This is a genomic window from Streptomyces sp. NPDC005202 (genome assembly GCF_040608235.1).
GTDB lineage: Bacteria > Actinomycetota > Actinomycetes > Streptomycetales > Streptomycetaceae > Streptomyces.
Window position 1 is genome coordinate 1 of the sequence record NZ_JBEXHW010000065.1, and the last position, 16872, is coordinate 16872.

General features: G+C 65.9%; 22 protein-coding genes and 1 pseudogene. 22 read left to right on the top strand and 1 reads right to left on the bottom strand.

Annotation, left to right across the window (positions count from 1 at the left end; translation table 11 throughout):
• Window positions 1-469 precede the first annotated feature (469 nt).
• The 8 genes from ABZV31_RS37440 to ABZV31_RS37475 all read left to right on the top strand — a co-directional run bounded on the left by ABZV31_RS37440 (window position 470) and on the right by ABZV31_RS37475 (window position 6547).
• Window positions 470-868 (top strand): hypothetical protein, encoded by a 399-nt coding sequence (locus ABZV31_RS37440; protein WP_355901302.1) that lies wholly within the window; start codon window positions 470-472, stop codon window positions 866-868.
• A gap of 82 nt (window positions 869-950) precedes the next feature.
• The gene (locus ABZV31_RS37445) at window positions 951-1970 is read left to right on the top strand and encodes a hypothetical protein (protein ID WP_355901303.1); all 1020 of its coding nucleotides are present in this window, start codon (window positions 951-953) and stop codon (window positions 1968-1970) included.
• A complete protein-coding gene (locus ABZV31_RS37450; RefSeq protein WP_355901304.1) occupies window positions 1967-2263 on the top strand; it encodes an MmoB/DmpM family protein in 297 nt (98 codons plus the stop codon). The genes ABZV31_RS37445 and ABZV31_RS37450 overlap by 4 nt, the downstream gene beginning before the upstream one ends.
• Before the next feature lie 14 nt (window positions 2264-2277).
• Window positions 2278-3810: a YHS domain-containing protein gene (locus tag ABZV31_RS37455; protein ID WP_355901305.1), complete on the top strand. Its 1533-nt coding sequence runs from the start codon at window positions 2278-2280 to the stop codon at window positions 3808-3810.
• 5 nt (window positions 3811-3815) lie between these two features.
• Entirely contained in the window at window positions 3816-4136 is a 321-nt protein-coding gene (locus tag ABZV31_RS37460) for a phenol hydroxylase subunit P4 (RefSeq protein ID WP_355901306.1), read from the top strand.
• Between the two features lies 1 nt (window position 4137).
• Window positions 4138-4503, top strand: a complete 366-nt coding sequence (locus ABZV31_RS37465; RefSeq protein ID WP_355901307.1) for a 2Fe-2S iron-sulfur cluster-binding protein — start codon at window positions 4138-4140, stop codon at window positions 4501-4503.
• The gene (locus ABZV31_RS37470; RefSeq protein ID WP_355901308.1) at window positions 4503-5417 is read left to right on the top strand and encodes a catechol 2,3-dioxygenase; all 915 of its coding nucleotides are present in this window, start codon (window positions 4503-4505) and stop codon (window positions 5415-5417) included. Before ABZV31_RS37465 ends, ABZV31_RS37470 begins: the two co-directional genes overlap by 1 nt.
• 74 nt (window positions 5418-5491) lie before the next feature.
• On the top strand, window positions 5492-6547 hold the full coding sequence (locus ABZV31_RS37475) for a 2Fe-2S iron-sulfur cluster-binding protein (RefSeq protein WP_355901309.1): 1056 nt from the start codon (window positions 5492-5494) through the stop codon (window positions 6545-6547).
• Between the two features lie 149 nt (window positions 6548-6696).
• On the opposite strand, the gene ABZV31_RS37480 is transcribed toward ABZV31_RS37475, so the two are convergent.
• Window positions 6697-7767, bottom strand: a complete 1071-nt coding sequence (locus tag ABZV31_RS37480; RefSeq protein ID WP_355901310.1) for a lytic transglycosylase domain-containing protein — start codon at window positions 7765-7767, stop codon at window positions 6697-6699.
• Window positions 7768-8199: 432 nt separating this feature from the next.
• On the opposite strand from ABZV31_RS37480, the gene ABZV31_RS37485 reads away from it, so the two are divergent.
• The 14 genes and pseudogenes from ABZV31_RS37485 (at window position 8200) to ABZV31_RS37550 (ending at window position 16759) form a co-directional block, all read left to right on the top strand.
• Window positions 8200-8361: a hypothetical protein gene (locus tag ABZV31_RS37485; RefSeq protein ID WP_355901311.1), complete on the top strand. Its 162-nt coding sequence runs from the start codon at window positions 8200-8202 to the stop codon at window positions 8359-8361.
• 12 nt (window positions 8362-8373) lie between these two features.
• A pseudogene (locus tag ABZV31_RS37490) lies at window positions 8374-9024 on the top strand (hypothetical protein); the annotation flags it as partial.
• 86 nt (window positions 9025-9110) lie between these two features.
• Entirely contained in the window at window positions 9111-9521 is a 411-nt protein-coding gene (locus ABZV31_RS37495; protein ID WP_355901312.1) for an SCP2 sterol-binding domain-containing protein, read from the top strand.
• Between the two features lie 228 nt (window positions 9522-9749).
• Complete coding sequence (locus ABZV31_RS37500; protein WP_355901313.1) at window positions 9750-10199, top strand: hypothetical protein; 450 nt, start codon at window positions 9750-9752, stop codon at window positions 10197-10199.
• An 18-nt stretch (window positions 10200-10217) separates the two neighbouring features.
• Complete coding sequence (locus ABZV31_RS37505; protein WP_355901314.1) at window positions 10218-10826, top strand: hypothetical protein; 609 nt, start codon at window positions 10218-10220, stop codon at window positions 10824-10826.
• A gap of 49 nt (window positions 10827-10875) precedes the next feature.
• The gene (locus ABZV31_RS37510) at window positions 10876-11364 is read left to right on the top strand and encodes a hypothetical protein (protein ID WP_355901315.1); all 489 of its coding nucleotides are present in this window, start codon (window positions 10876-10878) and stop codon (window positions 11362-11364) included.
• 57 nt (window positions 11365-11421) lie between these two features.
• The gene (locus ABZV31_RS37515; protein WP_355901316.1) at window positions 11422-12054 is read left to right on the top strand and encodes a hypothetical protein; all 633 of its coding nucleotides are present in this window, start codon (window positions 11422-11424) and stop codon (window positions 12052-12054) included.
• The gene (locus ABZV31_RS37520; RefSeq protein ID WP_355901317.1) at window positions 12051-12659 is read left to right on the top strand and encodes a hypothetical protein; all 609 of its coding nucleotides are present in this window, start codon (window positions 12051-12053) and stop codon (window positions 12657-12659) included. Before ABZV31_RS37515 ends, ABZV31_RS37520 begins: the two co-directional genes overlap by 4 nt.
• Before the next feature lie 42 nt (window positions 12660-12701).
• Window positions 12702-13223, top strand: coding sequence for a hypothetical protein (locus ABZV31_RS37525; protein WP_355901318.1), 522 nt, complete (start codon window positions 12702-12704; stop codon window positions 13221-13223).
• A 45-nt stretch (window positions 13224-13268) separates the two neighbouring features.
• A complete protein-coding gene (locus ABZV31_RS37530) occupies window positions 13269-14198 on the top strand; it encodes an alpha/beta hydrolase (RefSeq protein ID WP_355901319.1) in 930 nt (309 codons plus the stop codon).
• A 19-nt stretch (window positions 14199-14217) separates the two neighbouring features.
• Window positions 14218-14664: a heme-binding protein gene (locus ABZV31_RS37535; RefSeq protein WP_355901320.1), complete on the top strand. Its 447-nt coding sequence runs from the start codon at window positions 14218-14220 to the stop codon at window positions 14662-14664.
• 3 nt (window positions 14665-14667) lie between these two features.
• The gene (locus ABZV31_RS37540; protein WP_355901321.1) at window positions 14668-15486 is read left to right on the top strand and encodes a fumarylacetoacetate hydrolase family protein; all 819 of its coding nucleotides are present in this window, start codon (window positions 14668-14670) and stop codon (window positions 15484-15486) included.
• Window positions 15487-15536: 50 nt separating this feature from the next.
• Window positions 15537-15845, top strand: a complete 309-nt coding sequence (locus ABZV31_RS37545; protein WP_355901322.1) for a transposase — start codon at window positions 15537-15539, stop codon at window positions 15843-15845.
• Complete coding sequence (locus ABZV31_RS37550; RefSeq protein ID WP_355901323.1) at window positions 15842-16759, top strand: IS3 family transposase; 918 nt, start codon at window positions 15842-15844, stop codon at window positions 16757-16759. Before ABZV31_RS37545 ends, ABZV31_RS37550 begins: the two co-directional genes overlap by 4 nt.
• The last annotated feature ends 113 nt before the right edge of the window (window positions 16760-16872 follow it).

The window sequence follows — 16872 nt, forward strand, 5'->3', positions numbered from 1 at the left end:
CACCCGCTGGAACAACTCCCACAACCCGTCCGGGACCAGCCGCTCCACGATCGTCATGCCTCAAGATTACGATCCCAAATGAGACGACGTCTTAGCCGCGGGTGGGACCTTACCTTGGCGCCGCGCCACGCGGACGGTGGCCGCCGAGACGGCGGTGCCCAACCGGGTCAGCTCGCCTTGGACACGCCGGTGTCCCCCACAGCGGGTTCGGAGGACTTGCCGACAGCGGTCGTACCGCAGTTCACGGCAGCGGCCATGCCAACCAGCTCCATCTCGAATGCCGGTCGTCAACACCTGACGGGGCTCAAGCGCGCATCTGACCGTAGAGATCCTCGGCGCCCGACCGGTGTTCCGCGCCGCGGAACGTCAGCAGCGGTGCAGGGGGAAGCGGTGCACCCTATCGCTGGCGACGGGGACACCGCCGCCGATTGGCGGTGAGGAGAACGCGATGACGCCCTTCATGGTCCGTGTGGCCGACATCGTCGGCGAACCTCCCGATGAGGCGCCCCTGCCAACGACGAGTCCCAGCGTGCCGAAGCCCGTGGGCATCGGGGCGGACAACCAAGTGCTGATCAGGTCGCTGGCCGAGCAGCTGGTATCGGAGGCCAACGCCGTGCTCGCCGACCGAGGGGAGCTGATCACGCTCGAGGACGAACTCGTCGACGGTTGGCTCGGATTCCGGCTGCGGTACCGCGACCGCTGCGCACGGGTGGTCACGCGATTCACCCGGGGCCGTGCCATGGGCCGGCTACTCGGCGACGGAATGGGCACCAGCCAGCCCCGCGAGCTGACCAGCCCGGATGAGGTGGAGACGCTGCTCCTCCTGCTCTTGACCGATTCAGACGTCGCCGCCAGGCGGGCCGGCTGAGCGGGCCCGTTCCCCATTGCGGAACGACCGCTGCAGATCGGCTGGGGCGAGCGCACAGTCGCAGTCAACCCGAGGAGGAACCGTGCAGTACGAGCTACGCCAGCAGGTGATCGAGCCACGGCGCAAGACGTTCCAGAACCTCGTCGACCGGTACGGCGACCGCCCGGCGAGTCGGTATGAGGAAGGCACCATCGACGTTCAGGCGACGGAGCATTTCCACTATCGACCCCTGTGGGATCCCGTACACGAGCTGTACGACGAGGACTACTCCGCACTGAAGCTGACGGATCCATACTCCTTCACCGACCCTCGGCAGTACTACTACGCGCCGTATGTCTCGTCGCGAGCGCAGCTGCACGAAGCCTTCGGTAAGACGCTGGAGTACGTCGAGAGCCGCGACCTTTTCGACCGGCTTCCGGAGAGCTGGCGCACGGTGGTGACCCAGCTGATGGTGCCCCTGCGCCACTACGAGTCGGGCGCGCAGCTGGTGACCGTGAACGGCGCCAGGTTTTCGTACGGCACGACCGTGGAGCAGTGTCTGTCGTACGCCGCCTTCGACCGCATCGGCAACGCACAGCTGCTCAGCCGCGTGGGCATCGCAGCCGCGGGTGGCACGGCGGATACTCTCGCCGACGCGAAGCAGGCCTGGGTCGGCGACGACAGCCTGCAGGGCCTGCGCCGACTGGTGGAGGAACTGCTCATCGAGCCGGACTGGGCCACCGGGGTCATCGGGTTCGACCTCGTCGACCGGCTGCTCTACCCGCTGCTGTACCGCCACCTCGACGAGGCCGCGCTGCTCGGCGGCGCCGGGACGTACAGCCTCGTGGCACAGCATTTCACCACCTGGTTCGCCGACCACCGTCGCTGGATCGACGCGCTGATCACCGCCTGGGCCGCGGACGAGCAGCATGGTGCGGCCAACCGCGCAGCACTCGGCGCCATTGTGGCCGCGCGCCTGCCGCAGGCCGTCGAGGCCGCCACCGCAGTGGCCGGCGCCATCGACGGAGCCATTGACGCAGGCGCTGTCGACGCCGTACGGCGCACGGCCGAGGAGCTCACCGCCGCGCTGGACGCCGTAACGAACACCGAGGAGATGGCATGACCACCCCTGCCGCCGGCGTCCGCAAGGTCGGCGTCGACCTTCAGGAGTCGACGGACGACACCCGTCGCGTTGTCGAGGCGATTGAGCGCGACAACCGGGACGCCACCGTCAGCTACCTGCCCGGACTCGTGAAGATCCAGGCCCCTGGACGCCTGGTCGTCCGAAGGGAAACCGTCGAGGACCTGCTCGGCCGTCCGTGGGAGACTCACGAGTTCCAGCTTGCGATCGTCTCGTACTACGGCCATATCGCCGAGTGGGATGACGACGAAATCGTCATCAAGTGGGACCACTGAGGAGCCGACCAGCAATGGCCAACACGAAGAAGCTTTCCATGAAGCAGCGCTACTCGGCGCTGACCCGTGACCTCGACTGGGCGCCGTCCTACGTGAACGAGGACGAGCTGTTCCCGCACACGAAGTTCGAGGGCATCAAGATTCACGACTGGTCGAAGTGGGAGGACCCGTTCCGGCTCACGATCGACGCGTACTGCAAGTACCAGGCGGAGAAGGACAAGCGGCTCTACGCCGTGCTCGACGGCTTCTCGCAGTCGCAGGGACACCTCACCCTCTCGGACGCCCGCTACCTGAATGCGATGAAGCTGTTCCTCCAGGGCGTGACGCCGCTGGAATACCAGGCGCACCGCCACTTCGCCTATCTCGCCAGGCACTTCAACGGCCCGGGCCCGCGGTTCGCCGCGCTGTGCCAGTCGATCGACGAGCTGCGGCACACGCAGACGGAGATCCACACGCTGTCGAACTACAACAAGTACTACGGCGGCATGCACTCGTGGAACAAGATGCACGACCGCGTGTGGTACCTCTCGGTGCCGAAGTCGTTCTTCGACGACGCGATCTCGGCCGGGCCGTTCGAGTTCCTCATCGCGATCGGGTTCTCGTTCGAGTACCTGCTGACCAACCTGCTCTTCGTCCCGTTCATGAGCGGTGCCAGCTTCAACGGCGACCTGCCGTCAATGACCTTTGGCTTCTCCGCGCAGAGTGACGAGAGCCGGCACATGACGCTCGGCCTCGAGGCCATCAAGTTCGTGCTCGAGCAGGACGAGGACAACGTCCCGATTGTGCAGGAGTGGATCGACAAGTGGTTCTGGCGCGGGTACCGGGTCACCGCACTCGTCGCCGGAATGCTCGACTACATGCTTCCCCGAAAGGTGATGAGCTGGAAGGAGTCGTTCGAGCTCTACTTCGAGGAGCAGATGCTCGGCGGCCTCTTCAAGGACCTGGAGTTCTACGGCATCAAGCCGCCGCGCCACGTCGAGCACGCGATCGCGGAGAAGGACCTGCTGAGTCACCAGGTCTACTGGACGCTGTATTCGTTCTCCTTCGCCGCGGGGTTCACGACCACCGTTCCCGAGGCCGGGGAGCAGGCGTGGCTGGCCGAGCAGTACCCCGACACGTTCAACAGGCACTACAAGCCGCGCTGGGACAAGGCCCAGGAGATCGTCGACGGTGGTGGGAGGTTCTTTTTCCAGGGGCTGCCGCAGCTGTGCCAGACCTGCCAGATACCCATGGTGTTCACCGAACCCGGTGACCCTACGACCATCTGCCAGCGCCACAGCGACTACAAGGGCGAGCGGTTCGACTTCTGCTCCGACGGCTGCAAGTGGATCTTCGACCGGGAGCCGGAGAAGTACGTCCAGGCATGGATGCCGGTACACCAGATCTACCAGGGCAACTGCGGTGGCCCCTCGGTGCCTGAAGTCCTGGCCTGGTACGGCATCCAGGACGGTGACAACGGCGAGTACGCCGGGTCCCTCGACCACCTCGACTGGCAGCGCTGGCACGCGAGCGAGCCGGCGGCCGCCTCGACGACGAAGGGGAGCTGATCACCATGGCTGTGCGATCGATCGGACCCTACGAGTTCCCCTCGAGCTCCCGGCAGGAGCTGTACGGCGACGACCAGCTTGTGCACCTGCTCTGGCGGAACAACATGATGTTCTGCGCGGCGGCCTGCTTCCGGGCGCCGAAGGGCATGACGTGGGCCGACTTCATCGCCGGGATGGTCGAGCCGTGGGCAGCGTCGGACCCCGGTTTCGTGTCGGGGTCGGCTCGCGAGTGGAAGCTTGACGATGCGCCCTTGTCGCCCGAGCCGCACAAGTCGCTTGCCGATCTCGGCGTCGGGCACAAGAGCCTGCTCACATTCGAGGTGTGACATGGCGTGGCTGACTGTGGCCGGCGCGGACGTGACCGTGGAATTGCGCGATCGCGAGCCGATCCTCAGCGGGCTTTTCCGCTCCGGTTACGCCTACCGCGTCGGATGCAAGCGCGGCGGCTGCGGGATCTGCAAGGTCGACCTCGTCGAGGGCGAGGTCGACTACCCGGTGACGGTGTCCGCCGAGGTTCTCACTCCGGACGAGCGTGCCGCCGGTGTGTGTCTGTCCTGCCGAGCGGTCCCTGTAGCCGACTCGGTGATCCGGCTCCGCGAGGACGACCGGCTGCGCTGCGTCGCGCCGTTCCTCGCGGCAGCAGTTCAGGGGGAATCGAGCGGCAACACCTCCGTACAGAAGGGAAAGAACTGATGGGTGTCATGCGACTGGGGTACGTGCACACGCGTGTCACGGACCTCGATGAGTCCCGGAAGCACTACGTCGACACCCTGGGGATGCGGGTCGTCGCCGAGGAGCCGGGCAAGTTGTTCCTCAAGGCGTGGGACGAGTACGACCACCACTCGGTCGTCCTCGAGGAAGGCGGCGTTGGGCTGGTCAAGCTCGGCTACAAGTGCGAGACACCCGACGACATTGCAAAGTTCGAAAACCGCATCCAGTCCTTCGGCGCGGTCACCGAGCGGATGAGCAAGGGCGAGAACCTTTCCGTGGGCGACGGCATCCGCGTCGTGCTGCCGTCGGAGCACGTGCTTGAGTTGTACTCCGAGATCGAATTCGCCGGCACGGAGACCGGGTCACTCAACCCCGACCCATTCCCGCGTCACCTCGTCGGCGTCGGCGTGCCTCGTATCGACCACACGCTCATCACCTGTGAGGACCCGGGGACGCTCGAGCGCTTCTTCGCCGAGTGCCTCGACTTCAAGCCCTCCGAGCGGGTCGTCACCGGGCTGGAGGACGACGCCGAGCTGATCGGCTCGTGGATGTTCTGCACGAACACCCCCCACGACATCGCGTTCATCAAGGGCCCTAACAGCAAGCTGCACCACTTCGCCTACTGGCTCAACGACTGGAACGAGATCCGTCACGCCGGCGACCTGTTCGCGATGGACGACGTGTCCGTGGACGTGGGGCCGACCCGTCACGGCATCACCCGCGGCGAGACGATCTACTTCTTCGATCCGTCGGGCAACCGGAACGAGGTCTTCTCAGGCGGTTACATCACCTACCCCGACTTCCCGACCATCACCTGGACGCCGGACCAGCTCGCAAAGGGCATCTTCTACATCAGCCGCGAAATGAACGAACGTTTCACCACCGTCCTCACCTGACACGCCCCCCGGCCGCGCCGTTGCAGTTGTCAGCGGCGCGGCCGGACCCAAACGCCTACATCCCAGGAGATTCGATGTCCGCGACATACAAGGTGATGGTCGAGCCACTCGGCCGCGAGATCGAATGCCGCGAAGATCAGTCGATCCTCGATGCCTGTCTGCGGGCGGGCGTATGGCTCCCGCACGCGTGCACGCACGGGACCTGCGGAACGTGCAAGGCCGAGGTGCTCGACGGCGATGTGGACCATGGTGCGGCATCGACATTCGCGCTGATGGAGTTCGAGCGCGATGAGGGCAAGGCACTGCTGTGCTGCGCTCAGCCACGCTCGGACGTGACCGTGGAAGGCGACGTAGAGCTCGAAGACGGTCTCGAGTTCCATCCGGTGCGCGATTTCGAAGCGACTCTCACCAGCATCGAGGAGTGTGCCCGAGACACGCGCCGGCTCATGCTCGAACTGGATGAGCCGATCCAGTTCAGTGCCGGTCAGTACGTGAGTGTTCACGTTCCCGGGACCGGTGTCACGCGGACGTACTCGATGGCGAACCCGCCGAGCGAACGACACCGCGTCGAGCTGCACGTCCGGCGCACCCCCGGAGGTAGGGCGACCGACGGCTGGATCTTCAAGAACCTCCACGAGGGTGAGCGCATCCGGTTCTCGGGGCCGTTCGGCCGCTTCATGCTCCGAACCGAACGAACCGAGCCGGCCATCATGGTTGCCGGCGGAACCGGACTTGCTCCCATCAAGTCCATGATCCGCCACGTCTTGGAGGAGGGCCTCGAGCAGGAGCTCTACCTCTATCAGGGGGCGCGGACCCGCGGTGACCTCTACGACGTCGAGTTCTTCCGGCAGCTCGAAGCCGAGCACCCCGACCAGTTCACCTACCGGCCCTGTCTCTCCGACGAGCAGTGGGATGGGCCGACTGGACTCGTGACCGACGTCCTTGATTCTGACTTCGAGCGCTGTCGTGGCTTCGTCGGCTACGTATGCGGCCCGCCACCCATGGTGGATGCCGCTATGAAGACCCTGATGCGCAAGAGGCTGTTTTCCCGCGATGTTTACCGGGAGGACTTCTTCGACCAATCCGACAAGGCCAATGGTGGCGTGCGTAGTCCGCTGCTCCAGCGGTAGTTGTCCGGCGCCTTTTAGGACCATCTCTATTACGCAGCACCGGAACTGCCTGTAGGCGATCACGCGAAGCCCCTGGTAGATCTTCGGTAAGACGAAGATCTACCAGGGGCTTCAGGCCTTTTCGGTTCCTGCTGGAACCGGCAACCACATCACCTCGGATGAGGCACGCCGGAAGCCGCGCCTGTCAGCGCATCGCCGACGGACGTGGTGCCTTCCACGGTGTCCTGCACTCCCTCGATGATGCCCTTCTGGATTTCATGGTCCCTTGGCGGGTCCTGGTTTCGTGTCGGCCCCTTTTCGCGCGGCGTCGGTTCTGCCTTCGGCGGCTTCTTGGATGGGGGTGCCGGCTTGCGGGCGGGGGGCGGGGCGCTCTCCTCGCCCGTCGGGTTTCCGCTCGAGGGCATAGCGGTCTGCGGCCCACTGCCCCTCGGGGAGAGGTTGCCGTCGGGAACTGCGACCGCGGCGCCGTCGTACGCGCGCATCCAGCTGAGCACGGTGAAGAGGTACCGCTGCGACCGGTTGTAGCCCAGGATGGCGGCAGCCAAGTCCTCGGGGTCGCGCAGGTTTCTGTTTCCAGCGCAGAGGTAGTTGCCGGCAGCGAGCGCGGCGTCGAAGACGTTGTGCGGGTTGAAGCTGCCGTCGCCATTGCCATCGGCACGCCAGCGTGCCCAAGTCGACGGGATGAACTGCATCGGCCCGACGGCGTGGTCCCAGACCTGATCGCCGTCGTAGGATCCGGCGTCTGTGTCAGAGATCGCTGCAACCCCGGGCCTGCCGTCCAGCGCGGGCCCGAGGATGGGCTCGCGCGTCGTACCGTCGCGCTTCACGTGGCCACCCTGCGCGTGCCCGGACTCGACTTTCCCGATCGCTGCGAGCAACGCGCTGGAGAGCCGGCACGAGGGGTCGCTGGTCGCGACGGTCTCGGCCGACTCCCGGTAAGCGCGAAGGACCGTGGCGGGAATGCCCAACGAGGCCAGAAGGGGTGGCATCTGCCGGCCGGCGGGTGCAGTGCGGGCCGAGATGGCTGCGACCCCGGACCCCACAGGCGGCACGGGCATCTGGAGCGGTTGGTTGCCATCGGCCCCGTGCGAGAAGCTGAACTGCCCGGGCCCGGACGTCACGTCACGTGGACTGGCCATGCTGAGCGCCGCGGGATCTGCCACGCTGGTGAGGGCCAGCAGCCCGGCGACGGCGGCATATCTGGCTCTGCCCTTCCACATAGTCTCCCCTCGGGCGCGACGACGGGCGTGGGACCGTCCAGCACGTCGGGACTTTGCGACCACGCTGACCTCCTGTGGTTCGGATTCGACGAGTCGGGCGGCGGATGCCGACTCCGCCCCCATTGCAGAGTCCGCACGCCGAAGGCCGGATTTCCTCTCTGTTCCGCAGGCTGGAACGCAGGCAGGGGAGGGCAACCCTGGTACTTGCGGGGAATAGAAGATCCTTCAACTCTGCGGGAATGCCTATGAGCTGGGCATTTCTCGCCAGCAAGGCCCCCGCCCATACGCAACTTGACCATCACGAAGATCCGACCGGACTCATTTTCGTGTTCCGCCATAAGGAACGCCAAACTCCGGGCCGTCTCGCCGCGCCACATCATAGTTGTGTCCTCATGACAGGCCGATTACGGCAACAGAACAGAGAAGCTGTTGATGGCACTTCAGCGAGATGAGTGGCTCGATGTTGCCCGCAAGGTGGACTGGGAGTTCCGCTACGTCGACGAGCGAGAGGTGTATCCAGAGGTCGTCAGCGGTTCTCCATGGTTGCCCCACGAGGCGTGGAAGAACTGGGAGGAGACTTATCGGAACACCTAGCGGGAGTACGTCCAGAACCAGCTCGTCAAGGACGATTCGGTATTCGCTGTTCGGGACGCGCTCGGTAAGGCCAAGATCACGGAGCGGCTGGATCCGGCGTGGGTGCAGCTCGCGAAATTCCACAATGGGGCAATCGCCCTCGGGGAATATGCCGCATGTCTCGGCGAGCTGCGTATGGCGCGCTTCGGCAGGGACGGGGCGTGGCGGACACCGGTGGATGCCGGCCCGTTCCAGCCGATACGGGAGCTGATCGAACGGGCCCTGATCGAGTACGACTGGGGTAAGGCGTTCACCGTGCTGAACCTGGTCATCAAGCCGTACCTCGACCGGTTGCTCAATGAGGAACTGGCAGGAGCGCTGGCCGCGGCGAACGGCGACACCATGCTGCGTGAGATCCACTTCTCGCTCAACGAGGACGCACTGTGGCATCGGGAATGGGCCGGTGAACTCGCGCGTGTCGCCATCGCCGACACTCCCGCGAATGCTGACCAGTTTGCTACCTGGATCGACGAGTGGCGGCCCAGGGCCGTTGCGGCGGTCGAGGGTTTTGCGCCGGTGTTCGAGCGGGCGCCGGTCAGCGTGGACGCAAATGCCGTGATCGCGAGGATCACGGCGGCTGCCGAGGACGACGCAAAGGCGGCTCTCGCGACGCCGGTCGGCTGACCGGCTCGGGCCGGTCAGGGAGACGAGTGCAGTCCCGCCGGTAGATGAAAAGCCCCAACCAACGTGAAGCAGAACGGAGAGGGATCATGGCTGGTGAGCTGAAGTTCTTCTCGCCCGAATGGTGTGCGGCCGCGATTGAGGCGTGCAACGCGAGCGAGAGGATGTACCAGGGTTTCAAGGACCCGAAGAACTTCACGCACAGGATGGAGTTCGGTTGCACGGACCGGGACCTGCCCACGCATGTGGAGTGGAAGGAAGGCCAGGTCGCGGCCTGGGGGCCGGCGCAGTACGACGAGTCGGACCTCTGGCTGAAGATCCACGCGGACATCGCGACGTGGCGCGAGGTGGCTGAGGGCAAGATCGAGGGCGGGACGGCCCTGATGGCCGGCCGGATCAAGTTCGTCAAGGGACCGATGTCGGCGGCGATCGAGAATGGGGGAGCGTTCAACGGCTTCCTCGCCGCATGGGGCGACGTCCCGACGGACTGGGACATCTGAGCAGCCGGATTCCGCTAGTAGACACGGGGATTCGTCGACGTCGCCGGACCCTCATTGCACCCGCCGGTGCAGTCGCACCGGCGGGTGCTGTGAGATCTGCTTCCGCTCGACATGCGCAACCTCGGTGTCCACTCATGGCTAGGCCCAGGGCTGTCCACTCATGGCTAGGCCCAGGGCGCAGGGCCTGCTGCCCCCAATCGCGCAACAACTCTCCACGAGGTACCAGCGATGAAAACGACAGAGAAGACCTATGGCGTCTCCCTCTACGACGGTGACCTCTCAAATGGTCTCGCCAACATTCTGGGAACGCTGCTGACACAGAATTTCGAGAAGTTCCCGGAGCGGGTGAAGATAGCTTGGCGTATGCCGCGGCCGGTGGCTGTGTACAGCAAGGACACTGACAGCACCGCCACGATCGTGTTCGGGACGGATGAGGCCGTGATCTACAACGATCTCGTCGGCCGTCCCAGTGTGCTGGTGAAGGCTACCGTCGACCAGATTCTCGACGTGTCACAGCTCAAGATGGTGGGTTCCGGCCTTATCCCGGTCGGCTTCTTCACCAAGCGCGGTCTTCGCGTTCTCGGCGAGATTGCCCGGCACCGGCTTATCGTCAAGGGCTTGCTCACCCACACGGTGACGTCGCTTCAACTCATCGCCCTGTTGTCCATCGCCGAGTGACGGTGAGAGGAAGCCGGAATGAAGACCACCACAATTGCGACGCGGCACGGCGTCACGTTTCCGGCCGGCCGGGCCGCAGACCATGCGGCGGTGCCCACTGGTGTGCGGATAGGGCGTGGACTGCTGGTCCTCGCGCTTCTTCCCGCATCGCTCTACCTCGTACCGCGGGTAGCCAATCTTGTCGTCACTCCCGATCGACTCGATCAGGCGGTCGTGCACGCCAATAACTACAACCCCCAACTCGCCCAAGTCGTGGAGCTCGAGAAGGGCACTCTTGCCGCGCTCGACTCGCTCGACCAGGTGGACGCGTCGTTGGCGCAGGTGCGCGGCACCGTGGCGAAGGTCGACCGCGGGCTGGCCACGCTGGTCGATCAGGTGCGCGGCGACGTGCAGGGAATCCTGGACAGCTCGAACGCGGAAGTGCGGAAGATGCTCGCGTCCATCGGTGCGCTCGAGGCCAGGCTCAGGGCGATTGGCGGGCCGGTAGGGCGCGCGGCAGACGCGGTTGCAGCCGCACGAGCCAGCATGCTCCAGATCCTGGCCGAGGGGCGCAGCACGGGAGGAGACGTACACCGTGCTCGCACCTCGGCCGACGACTCAGCGGATCACGTGTCCGGATCCGAATAGGAAAGGCACAGACATGCTCTTCGGACGTCCCTCAGGACCCGCACGGGCAGTGTTCGCGATCGTCGCGCTCGGTGTCGTGGCGACATTGGCGATCACGCTGAGCCGCCTCAACACGCGGCTCGACACTCAGGAGCAGGCCAACCAGGCCACCCTGCAGGTCTCACAGTCCATCGTGACAGTCAACGACCGGGTAACCAAGCGGCTCAAGCAGCTCGACGCCCTCACTGGGACCGCCGATAAGGCACTGGCTGAGACCAAGGCGCTGGCACCGCTTCTGACCGAACTTCAGCAGGCGGTCAAGCCAGTCGCAGTCGCGGTGACCGCAGGGAGAGCGGGCGGGGAGCTGAGCGAGGCGAAGCTCTCTGAGGTCGAGTCGGTGCTCACGCGGCTGAGAAAGCAGACTCTTGCGCTGGTCGGATCCGCGCAGGCATTCGGCAGCCAGGGCAACGAGCTCTTGAAGATTGTCAAGAGCCTTGTCGACGACGTGGCCGCCAGTGTCGAAGCCGCGAAGCGGATCAACAAGTCGTTGCCCGGCTGAGCGTGGCGGCGCTTCTTCGGACCGCGTACGACAAACCAGTTCTCCCTGGAGGTGCAAGTGAAACGGCGTAGCGACATTCCGATGTCCGCGGTGCCGGGCTCGACTGTGTCCGCTCTCATCATCGAGTGGGTGGGCAGGCTGGCTGCGATCAGCGCGGTCATCCTGCTGGCGCTCACACTGCAGACCCTGCAAAAGGGGAGGGTCGTACAAGCAAGCGCTGACCAGATCGTGGATGACTTCCACACCGCGAACGACTTCTTCGCCGACCGGGCGAACATGAAGGCGCCGGGAGTGGCCCGGGCCAAACTTCAGGAACTCGCCAAGACACTGGCTGCACTGGATAAGGCGACCGCTACTGACGTCAACCTATTGAGTTCCACGGTGCCCGATGTTCGGCGCCTCGGTGCAGCGGGGAAGGGCGACGTGCGCATCGCCAAGCGACTTCAGGGCACAGCGGAGATTCTCAAGGGCGCTGCCGGTGACCTGCGCATCGTCGCCGTTGATGCCAACCATGTGGTGGGGAACGTCGATGGGCACATGGCGCGGACAGTCAGTCTCGTGCAGCAGCTCAACGCACAGCTGGCAGAGATCGAGCGCAAACTGGCCGCCGTACCCGCCCGCGAGGGTGGGACGCCTACGAGCGGCGACGCGGACCTTCTGAAGGATCTATTGGGAGGTGGCCTGCGATGATGGTCACAAAGAAGGCTTTCACGGCATTCACCCTGCTCTTCGGGGGCACAATCGCCACGGTCCTGGTGGTCTCTCATTCATACGTCCCCCGGGTGCCCAATCTGCTTGATCCGCTCGGGCGACCGTCGGCGCTCGCCAAGAACATCATCTTCTCCGCCGGCGAGTTCGACCGGATCAGCGCGGAGCTGGTGCCCAAGCACACCGAACTCCGGGCGCGCATCCGGGTGCTGCTCGGTGTGTCCAACGACCTGGACGCGCTGGTGGACAAAGCAGATGCGCTTGCTCCGTTGGCCGTGGCGGCGAACAAGGGGACCAGCAATGTTGCCGGTGCCGCCGAGCCGCTTCCCAAGCTGATCTCTGGAGTCACGGACCGTGCGCGGGAGGCAGGTCCGGTGGCTGTCGGCCTTGGCGGCTCGGTTTCGTCCGTCACAACGCAACTGGAAGGGATCGGCAGCCAGCTCGACAGCATTCACAAGAACTTGAGCGCTCTCGGTCCGACAGCGGACGCCATCGCGGCCGAGCTGGCCAAGATCGAGGACGAATCCGCACGGCTCGGGCCTGCCTCGCCGCTGTTGCGGCTGCTGCAGGGCACGAACGGCGAATAGGTCAGCCGGCCACCCGGCCCGCTAAGAGAGGAAGAGACGGAAATGCTGCGCTTGTCCTGGGCAATTGCGTTGGGGGCCATTCTTGCCGCGCTCACAGGGATCCTCATCGTCACGGGGGATCTGAACAAGACGGAAGAGATCTTCGCTGACGGCGTCGCCCAAGCCAAGAAGGTCGACGCTACGACCGACGAGGCGTTGGCGGCCAGCCTGGAACTTCCGGCGGCCAAGGACGCACTCGGTGACGGGCTGCCCGAGGTGGTCGGCACCATCGGATCGCTCGAGAAGGCTCGCGGGAGCCTCGGCACGCTCGCCGGCGAGCTCCAGACCCTTGGGGGCGTTCTTGCCAGCGCCGACCGCCCACTGGGCGAGATCATCGGGTCGGCTCGTGGGGCGACCGGTGCGGCCGGCGATGCCGCAGCCCCCGCCAAGGAGATCGTCGGCACGCTCAAGCAATCGAACCAGCGGATTCGCGCTCTGAAACCGCTCCTGAACGAGACGCTGGTCAGGTCCCAGCACATCGAGGCCAAGCTGCGATGGCTGCTCCTCCTGCCTCAAGCCCAGTAACGAGGGCAGCGAGCTTCACGTCAGCCCGATGTTGACAGCAAGTGGTTGATCCCGCGGGACATCTACCGCGAGGACGTCTTCGACGAGTCCGACAAGGCCGAACGGCGGTCTCAAGAGTCCGCTGATCAAGAGGTGATGCAGATGACGACGGTGGAGACGCAGCGGCCTGAGATCGGCTCGTCGGTCGTCGCACATGGTATCCGGACCAACTACCTGGAGGCCGGTTCGGGCGTGCCCGTGGTGCTCGTCCACGGTTCGGGGCCAGGTGTCACGGCATATGCCAACTGGCGGCTGACGATGCCGGCGCTGGCCGAGCGGTTTCGCGTGCTCGCCCCCGACATGGTCGGCTTCGGCTACACCGAGCGCCCGGCCGGCGTCACCTACGACATGTCGACGTGGGGCGACCAGCTCGTAGGGTTCCTCGACGCGATGGAACTACCGCGCGTTTCGCTGGTCGGCAACAGTTTCGGCGGTGCGGTCGCCCTGCGGGTGGCGGCCAGGCACTCCGGCCGGGTGAACCGTCTGGTGCTCATGGGCAGCGTGGGCGTGCCGTTCCCGATCACACCGGGACTCGATGCGGTCTGGGGTTATCAGCCGTCGCTGGACAATATGCGGCGCATCCTGGACGTGTTCGCCCACTCGCGTGAGCTGCTGACCGACGAACTCGCCGAGGTGCGCTACCGGGCCAGCATCCAGCCGGGCTTCCAGGAGTCGTTCGGATCGATGTTTCCGGCGCCGCGGCAGCGCTGGGTGGACGCACTCGCGACACCGGATGATGAGATCGCGCAGCTGCCGCACGAGACGCTCGTCGTGCACGGGCGAGACGACAAGGTGATCCCGCTGGAGACGTCGCTGCGGCTGCACCAGCTCATCGAACGGTCGCGGCTACACGTCTTCGGCCGGTGCGGTCACTGGACGCAGATCGAGTGGAACACGGAGTTCAACCGGCTGGTGTCGGACTTCCTGGCAGCCTGAGCACGCGAAGGAGAGCAGCATGACGGAGCTGATCAACGTCCGCACCATCGGTCTGAAGGCGGCCCGGAGCGCGGTCGACGCCGCGGTGGCCGAGGCCACGTCGATCGGTGTGCCCGCGTGCGTCGCGGTGGTCGACCGGATGGGTCATCTGCTGGCGTACGGCCGGATGGACGGAGCCCCACTGCTGTCGGGGCAGCTGGCTCAGGACAAGGCATACACGGTGGCGGCATTCGGCCCGCCAACGCATGACTGGTTCGACCTCATCAAGGACGAGCCGGCCTTGTTGCACGGCATCGTGAAGATCGATCGTCTCGTGGTCTTCGGTGGCGGCGTGCCCGTCACCGTCGACGGAGAGCTGGTCGGGGCGGTCGGCGTCTCCGGTGGGAGCACCGCACAGGACCGGCTGATCGCCGAAAGCGGTGCGGCGGCTGCGGCACCACCCATCGGGGAGGCGCGTACGGCTTAGGCGTTGGACGATATCGATCCCCGGAGTGAGCTGGTGCTTGACGTAAATGTGCGGTACTGGGCCGATGCGATCGTCAAGGCGCGGCGCAGTGGTTGGCTGCTGGACCCGATCTCCGATCAGGCGTCGCTGAGTCTCGACGAGGCGTACGCGATCCAAGCGAGCGTTCTGTCCGCTCGGGTGGAGCGTGGGGAGCGGCGGATCGGCTGGAAGCTCGGTTACACATCGCTCGCGATGCGCGAGCAGATGGGCGTTGACCGACCGAACTTCGCACCGCTCACCGACCGCATGTTGCTGCGCGACGGGGACATCGTCGGTGACGGGGTCGTGCAGCCGCGGGTCGAACCGGAGATCGCCGTCATCCTGGCGGAACCGGTTTCTGCGGGGGCGACGCGAGAACAGGTGCTGGCAGCCTGCGCGCAGACTCGGGCCGCGCTCGAGGTCGTTGATCCGGTGTGGCGCGACTACAGATTTCGGATCGAGGACAACACCGCTGACGGCTCGTCGGCCGCGTATGTGGTGGTCGGACCGGTGCTGAAGGGGTACGGCGACCTCACAGGTATGCGTGTCGTGCTGGCGTGCGATGGCCGGCCGGTCGCCGAAGCGACGGGTGCGGCCGCGATGGGCCATCCCGCGGACGCGGTGGCCTGGCTCGCGACCGAACTGGCTGCCCACGGTGGCCGACTCGAGCCGGGCGACCTCATCATCACCGGCGGGCTGACCTCAGCTGTACCGCTGCCCACCGGTGCCACGGTGTCCGCAACCTTCGGGGGGCAGTTCAGCGTACGCGTGAGCAGGAGCGGCTCTGAGGTTCCCCCGGGATGAGGAGTGAGTTGACAGAGGGTCAGATGGGACTCATGAGAGGAACATCGACCATGGCCGCCCCCAGGAAATACCCGCTTGAGTTGCGTGAGCGTGCGGTGCGGATGTACCGCACCTCCGACCCGAAGCCGCAGATCAAGCGCCTCGCCGGCGAGCTCGGTGTGCACCCGGAGGCCCTGCGCGGCTGGATCCGGCAGGCCGAGGCGGACGCCGGCGAGCGCGACGACCGCCTCACCACCGACGAGCGCGCGGAACTCACGGCCCTGCGCAAGGAGAACGCCCAGCTCAAGCGGGCGAACGAGGTGCTGCGGACGGCGTCGGCTTTTTTCGCGGCGCAACTCGACCCGACCCGGCCCAGGTGACCGCGCTCGTTGACGAGCATCCGCACCTGGGGGTCGAGTGCGTACTTCGGGAACTGCACATCGCTTCGTCCACGTACTACCGGTGGCGCCGCGCCGAGAAGGAGCCCTGCGAACACAAGCGCCGGGACGCGGAGCTGACCGAGCAGATCCGGGCGATCCACAAGGATTCTGGCGGGATCTACGGCTCGCCGCGCGTGCACGCCGTCCTCAGACGCGGAGGCGTGTCCGTGGGCCGCAAGCGGGTCGAGCGGCTGAGGGGCGAGGCCGACCTCGCGGGCCTCAGCCCGCGCCGAGGGGGCTTCACCCGCCGCGACCCGAAGGCCACCCCCGCCCCGGACCTGGTCAACAGGGACTTCACCGCGCCCGCGCCGAACCGGCTGTGGGTCACCGACCTCACGATGATCCCTACCGGCGAGGGAACGCTGTGGCTCTCGGCGATCCGGGACGCGTTCTCCCGCCGCGTGGTGGCCTGGGAGACCTCCGCCCGGGCGGACGCCGACCTGGTCCTGTCCTCGCTGGAGTACGCACTGGCCAGCCGGGAGGTCGAGCCCGGGCAGCTCATTCACCATGCCGACCACGGCTGTCAATACACGTCTATCAAGCTCACAACTCGCCTGCTGCGAGCGGGAATTGAAGCATCCATGGGATCGGTCGGGGACTCGTACGATAACGCCCTCGCGGAAAATTTGTGGATGCTCATCAAGACCGAGTGCGTCCGCGGCCGCGTCTTCGCCACCCGGGCCGAGGCCAACCTCGCGCTCTTCGAGTACATCGACGGCTTCTACAAGAGCCGCCGCATCCAGGAACGGCTCGGCTGGCTCAGCCCCATCGAGTTCGAGGAGAAGCACTACGCCGACCAGGCGACGGCCCAACAACTGAACCTGAAGCCCCGTCAACCCGCTTTGACCAGCTGATCAGCACCTCCCGAACGACGGCGCATGCGCGCCAAGGGCGGCCGCCAGGTGCCGGTGCACTCCGCGCACGGCGTCGACGACCGCATCGTCATCGCAGCCTGCCCGCTCGGCAG

Bases quoted from the DNA above. Each gene is read 5' to 3' on its own strand.
- ABZV31_RS37450 (WP_355901304.1), top strand. From the start codon at position 1,967: ATGACCACCCCTGCCGCCGGCGTCCGCAAGGTCGGCGTCGACCTTCAG.
- ABZV31_RS37455 (WP_355901305.1), top strand. From the start codon at position 2,278: ATGGCCAACACGAAGAAGCTTTCCATGAAGCAGCGCTACTCGGCGCTG.
- ABZV31_RS37460 (WP_355901306.1), top strand. From the start codon at position 3,816: ATGGCTGTGCGATCGATCGGACCCTACGAGTTCCCCTCGAGCTCCCGG.
- ABZV31_RS37465 (WP_355901307.1), top strand. From the start codon at position 4,138: ATGGCGTGGCTGACTGTGGCCGGCGCGGACGTGACCGTGGAATTGCGC.
- ABZV31_RS37470 (WP_355901308.1), top strand. From the start codon at position 4,503: ATGGGTGTCATGCGACTGGGGTACGTGCACACGCGTGTCACGGACCTC.
- ABZV31_RS37475 (WP_355901309.1), top strand. From the start codon at position 5,492: ATGTCCGCGACATACAAGGTGATGGTCGAGCCACTCGGCCGCGAGATC.
- ABZV31_RS37480 (WP_355901310.1), bottom strand. From the start codon at position 7,767: ATGTGGAAGGGCAGAGCCAGATATGCCGCCGTCGCCGGGCTGCTGGCC.
- ABZV31_RS37485 (WP_355901311.1), top strand. From the start codon at position 8,200: ATGGCACTTCAGCGAGATGAGTGGCTCGATGTTGCCCGCAAGGTGGAC.
- ABZV31_RS37495 (WP_355901312.1), top strand. From the start codon at position 9,111: ATGGCTGGTGAGCTGAAGTTCTTCTCGCCCGAATGGTGTGCGGCCGCG.
- ABZV31_RS37500 (WP_355901313.1), top strand. From the start codon at position 9,750: ATGAAAACGACAGAGAAGACCTATGGCGTCTCCCTCTACGACGGTGAC.
- ABZV31_RS37505 (WP_355901314.1), top strand. From the start codon at position 10,218: ATGAAGACCACCACAATTGCGACGCGGCACGGCGTCACGTTTCCGGCC.
- ABZV31_RS37520 (WP_355901317.1), top strand. From the start codon at position 12,051: ATGATGGTCACAAAGAAGGCTTTCACGGCATTCACCCTGCTCTTCGGG.
- ABZV31_RS37525 (WP_355901318.1), top strand. From the start codon at position 12,702: ATGCTGCGCTTGTCCTGGGCAATTGCGTTGGGGGCCATTCTTGCCGCG.
- ABZV31_RS37535 (WP_355901320.1), top strand. From the start codon at position 14,218: ATGACGGAGCTGATCAACGTCCGCACCATCGGTCTGAAGGCGGCCCGG.
- ABZV31_RS37545 (WP_355901322.1), top strand. From the start codon at position 15,537: ATGGCCGCCCCCAGGAAATACCCGCTTGAGTTGCGTGAGCGTGCGGTG.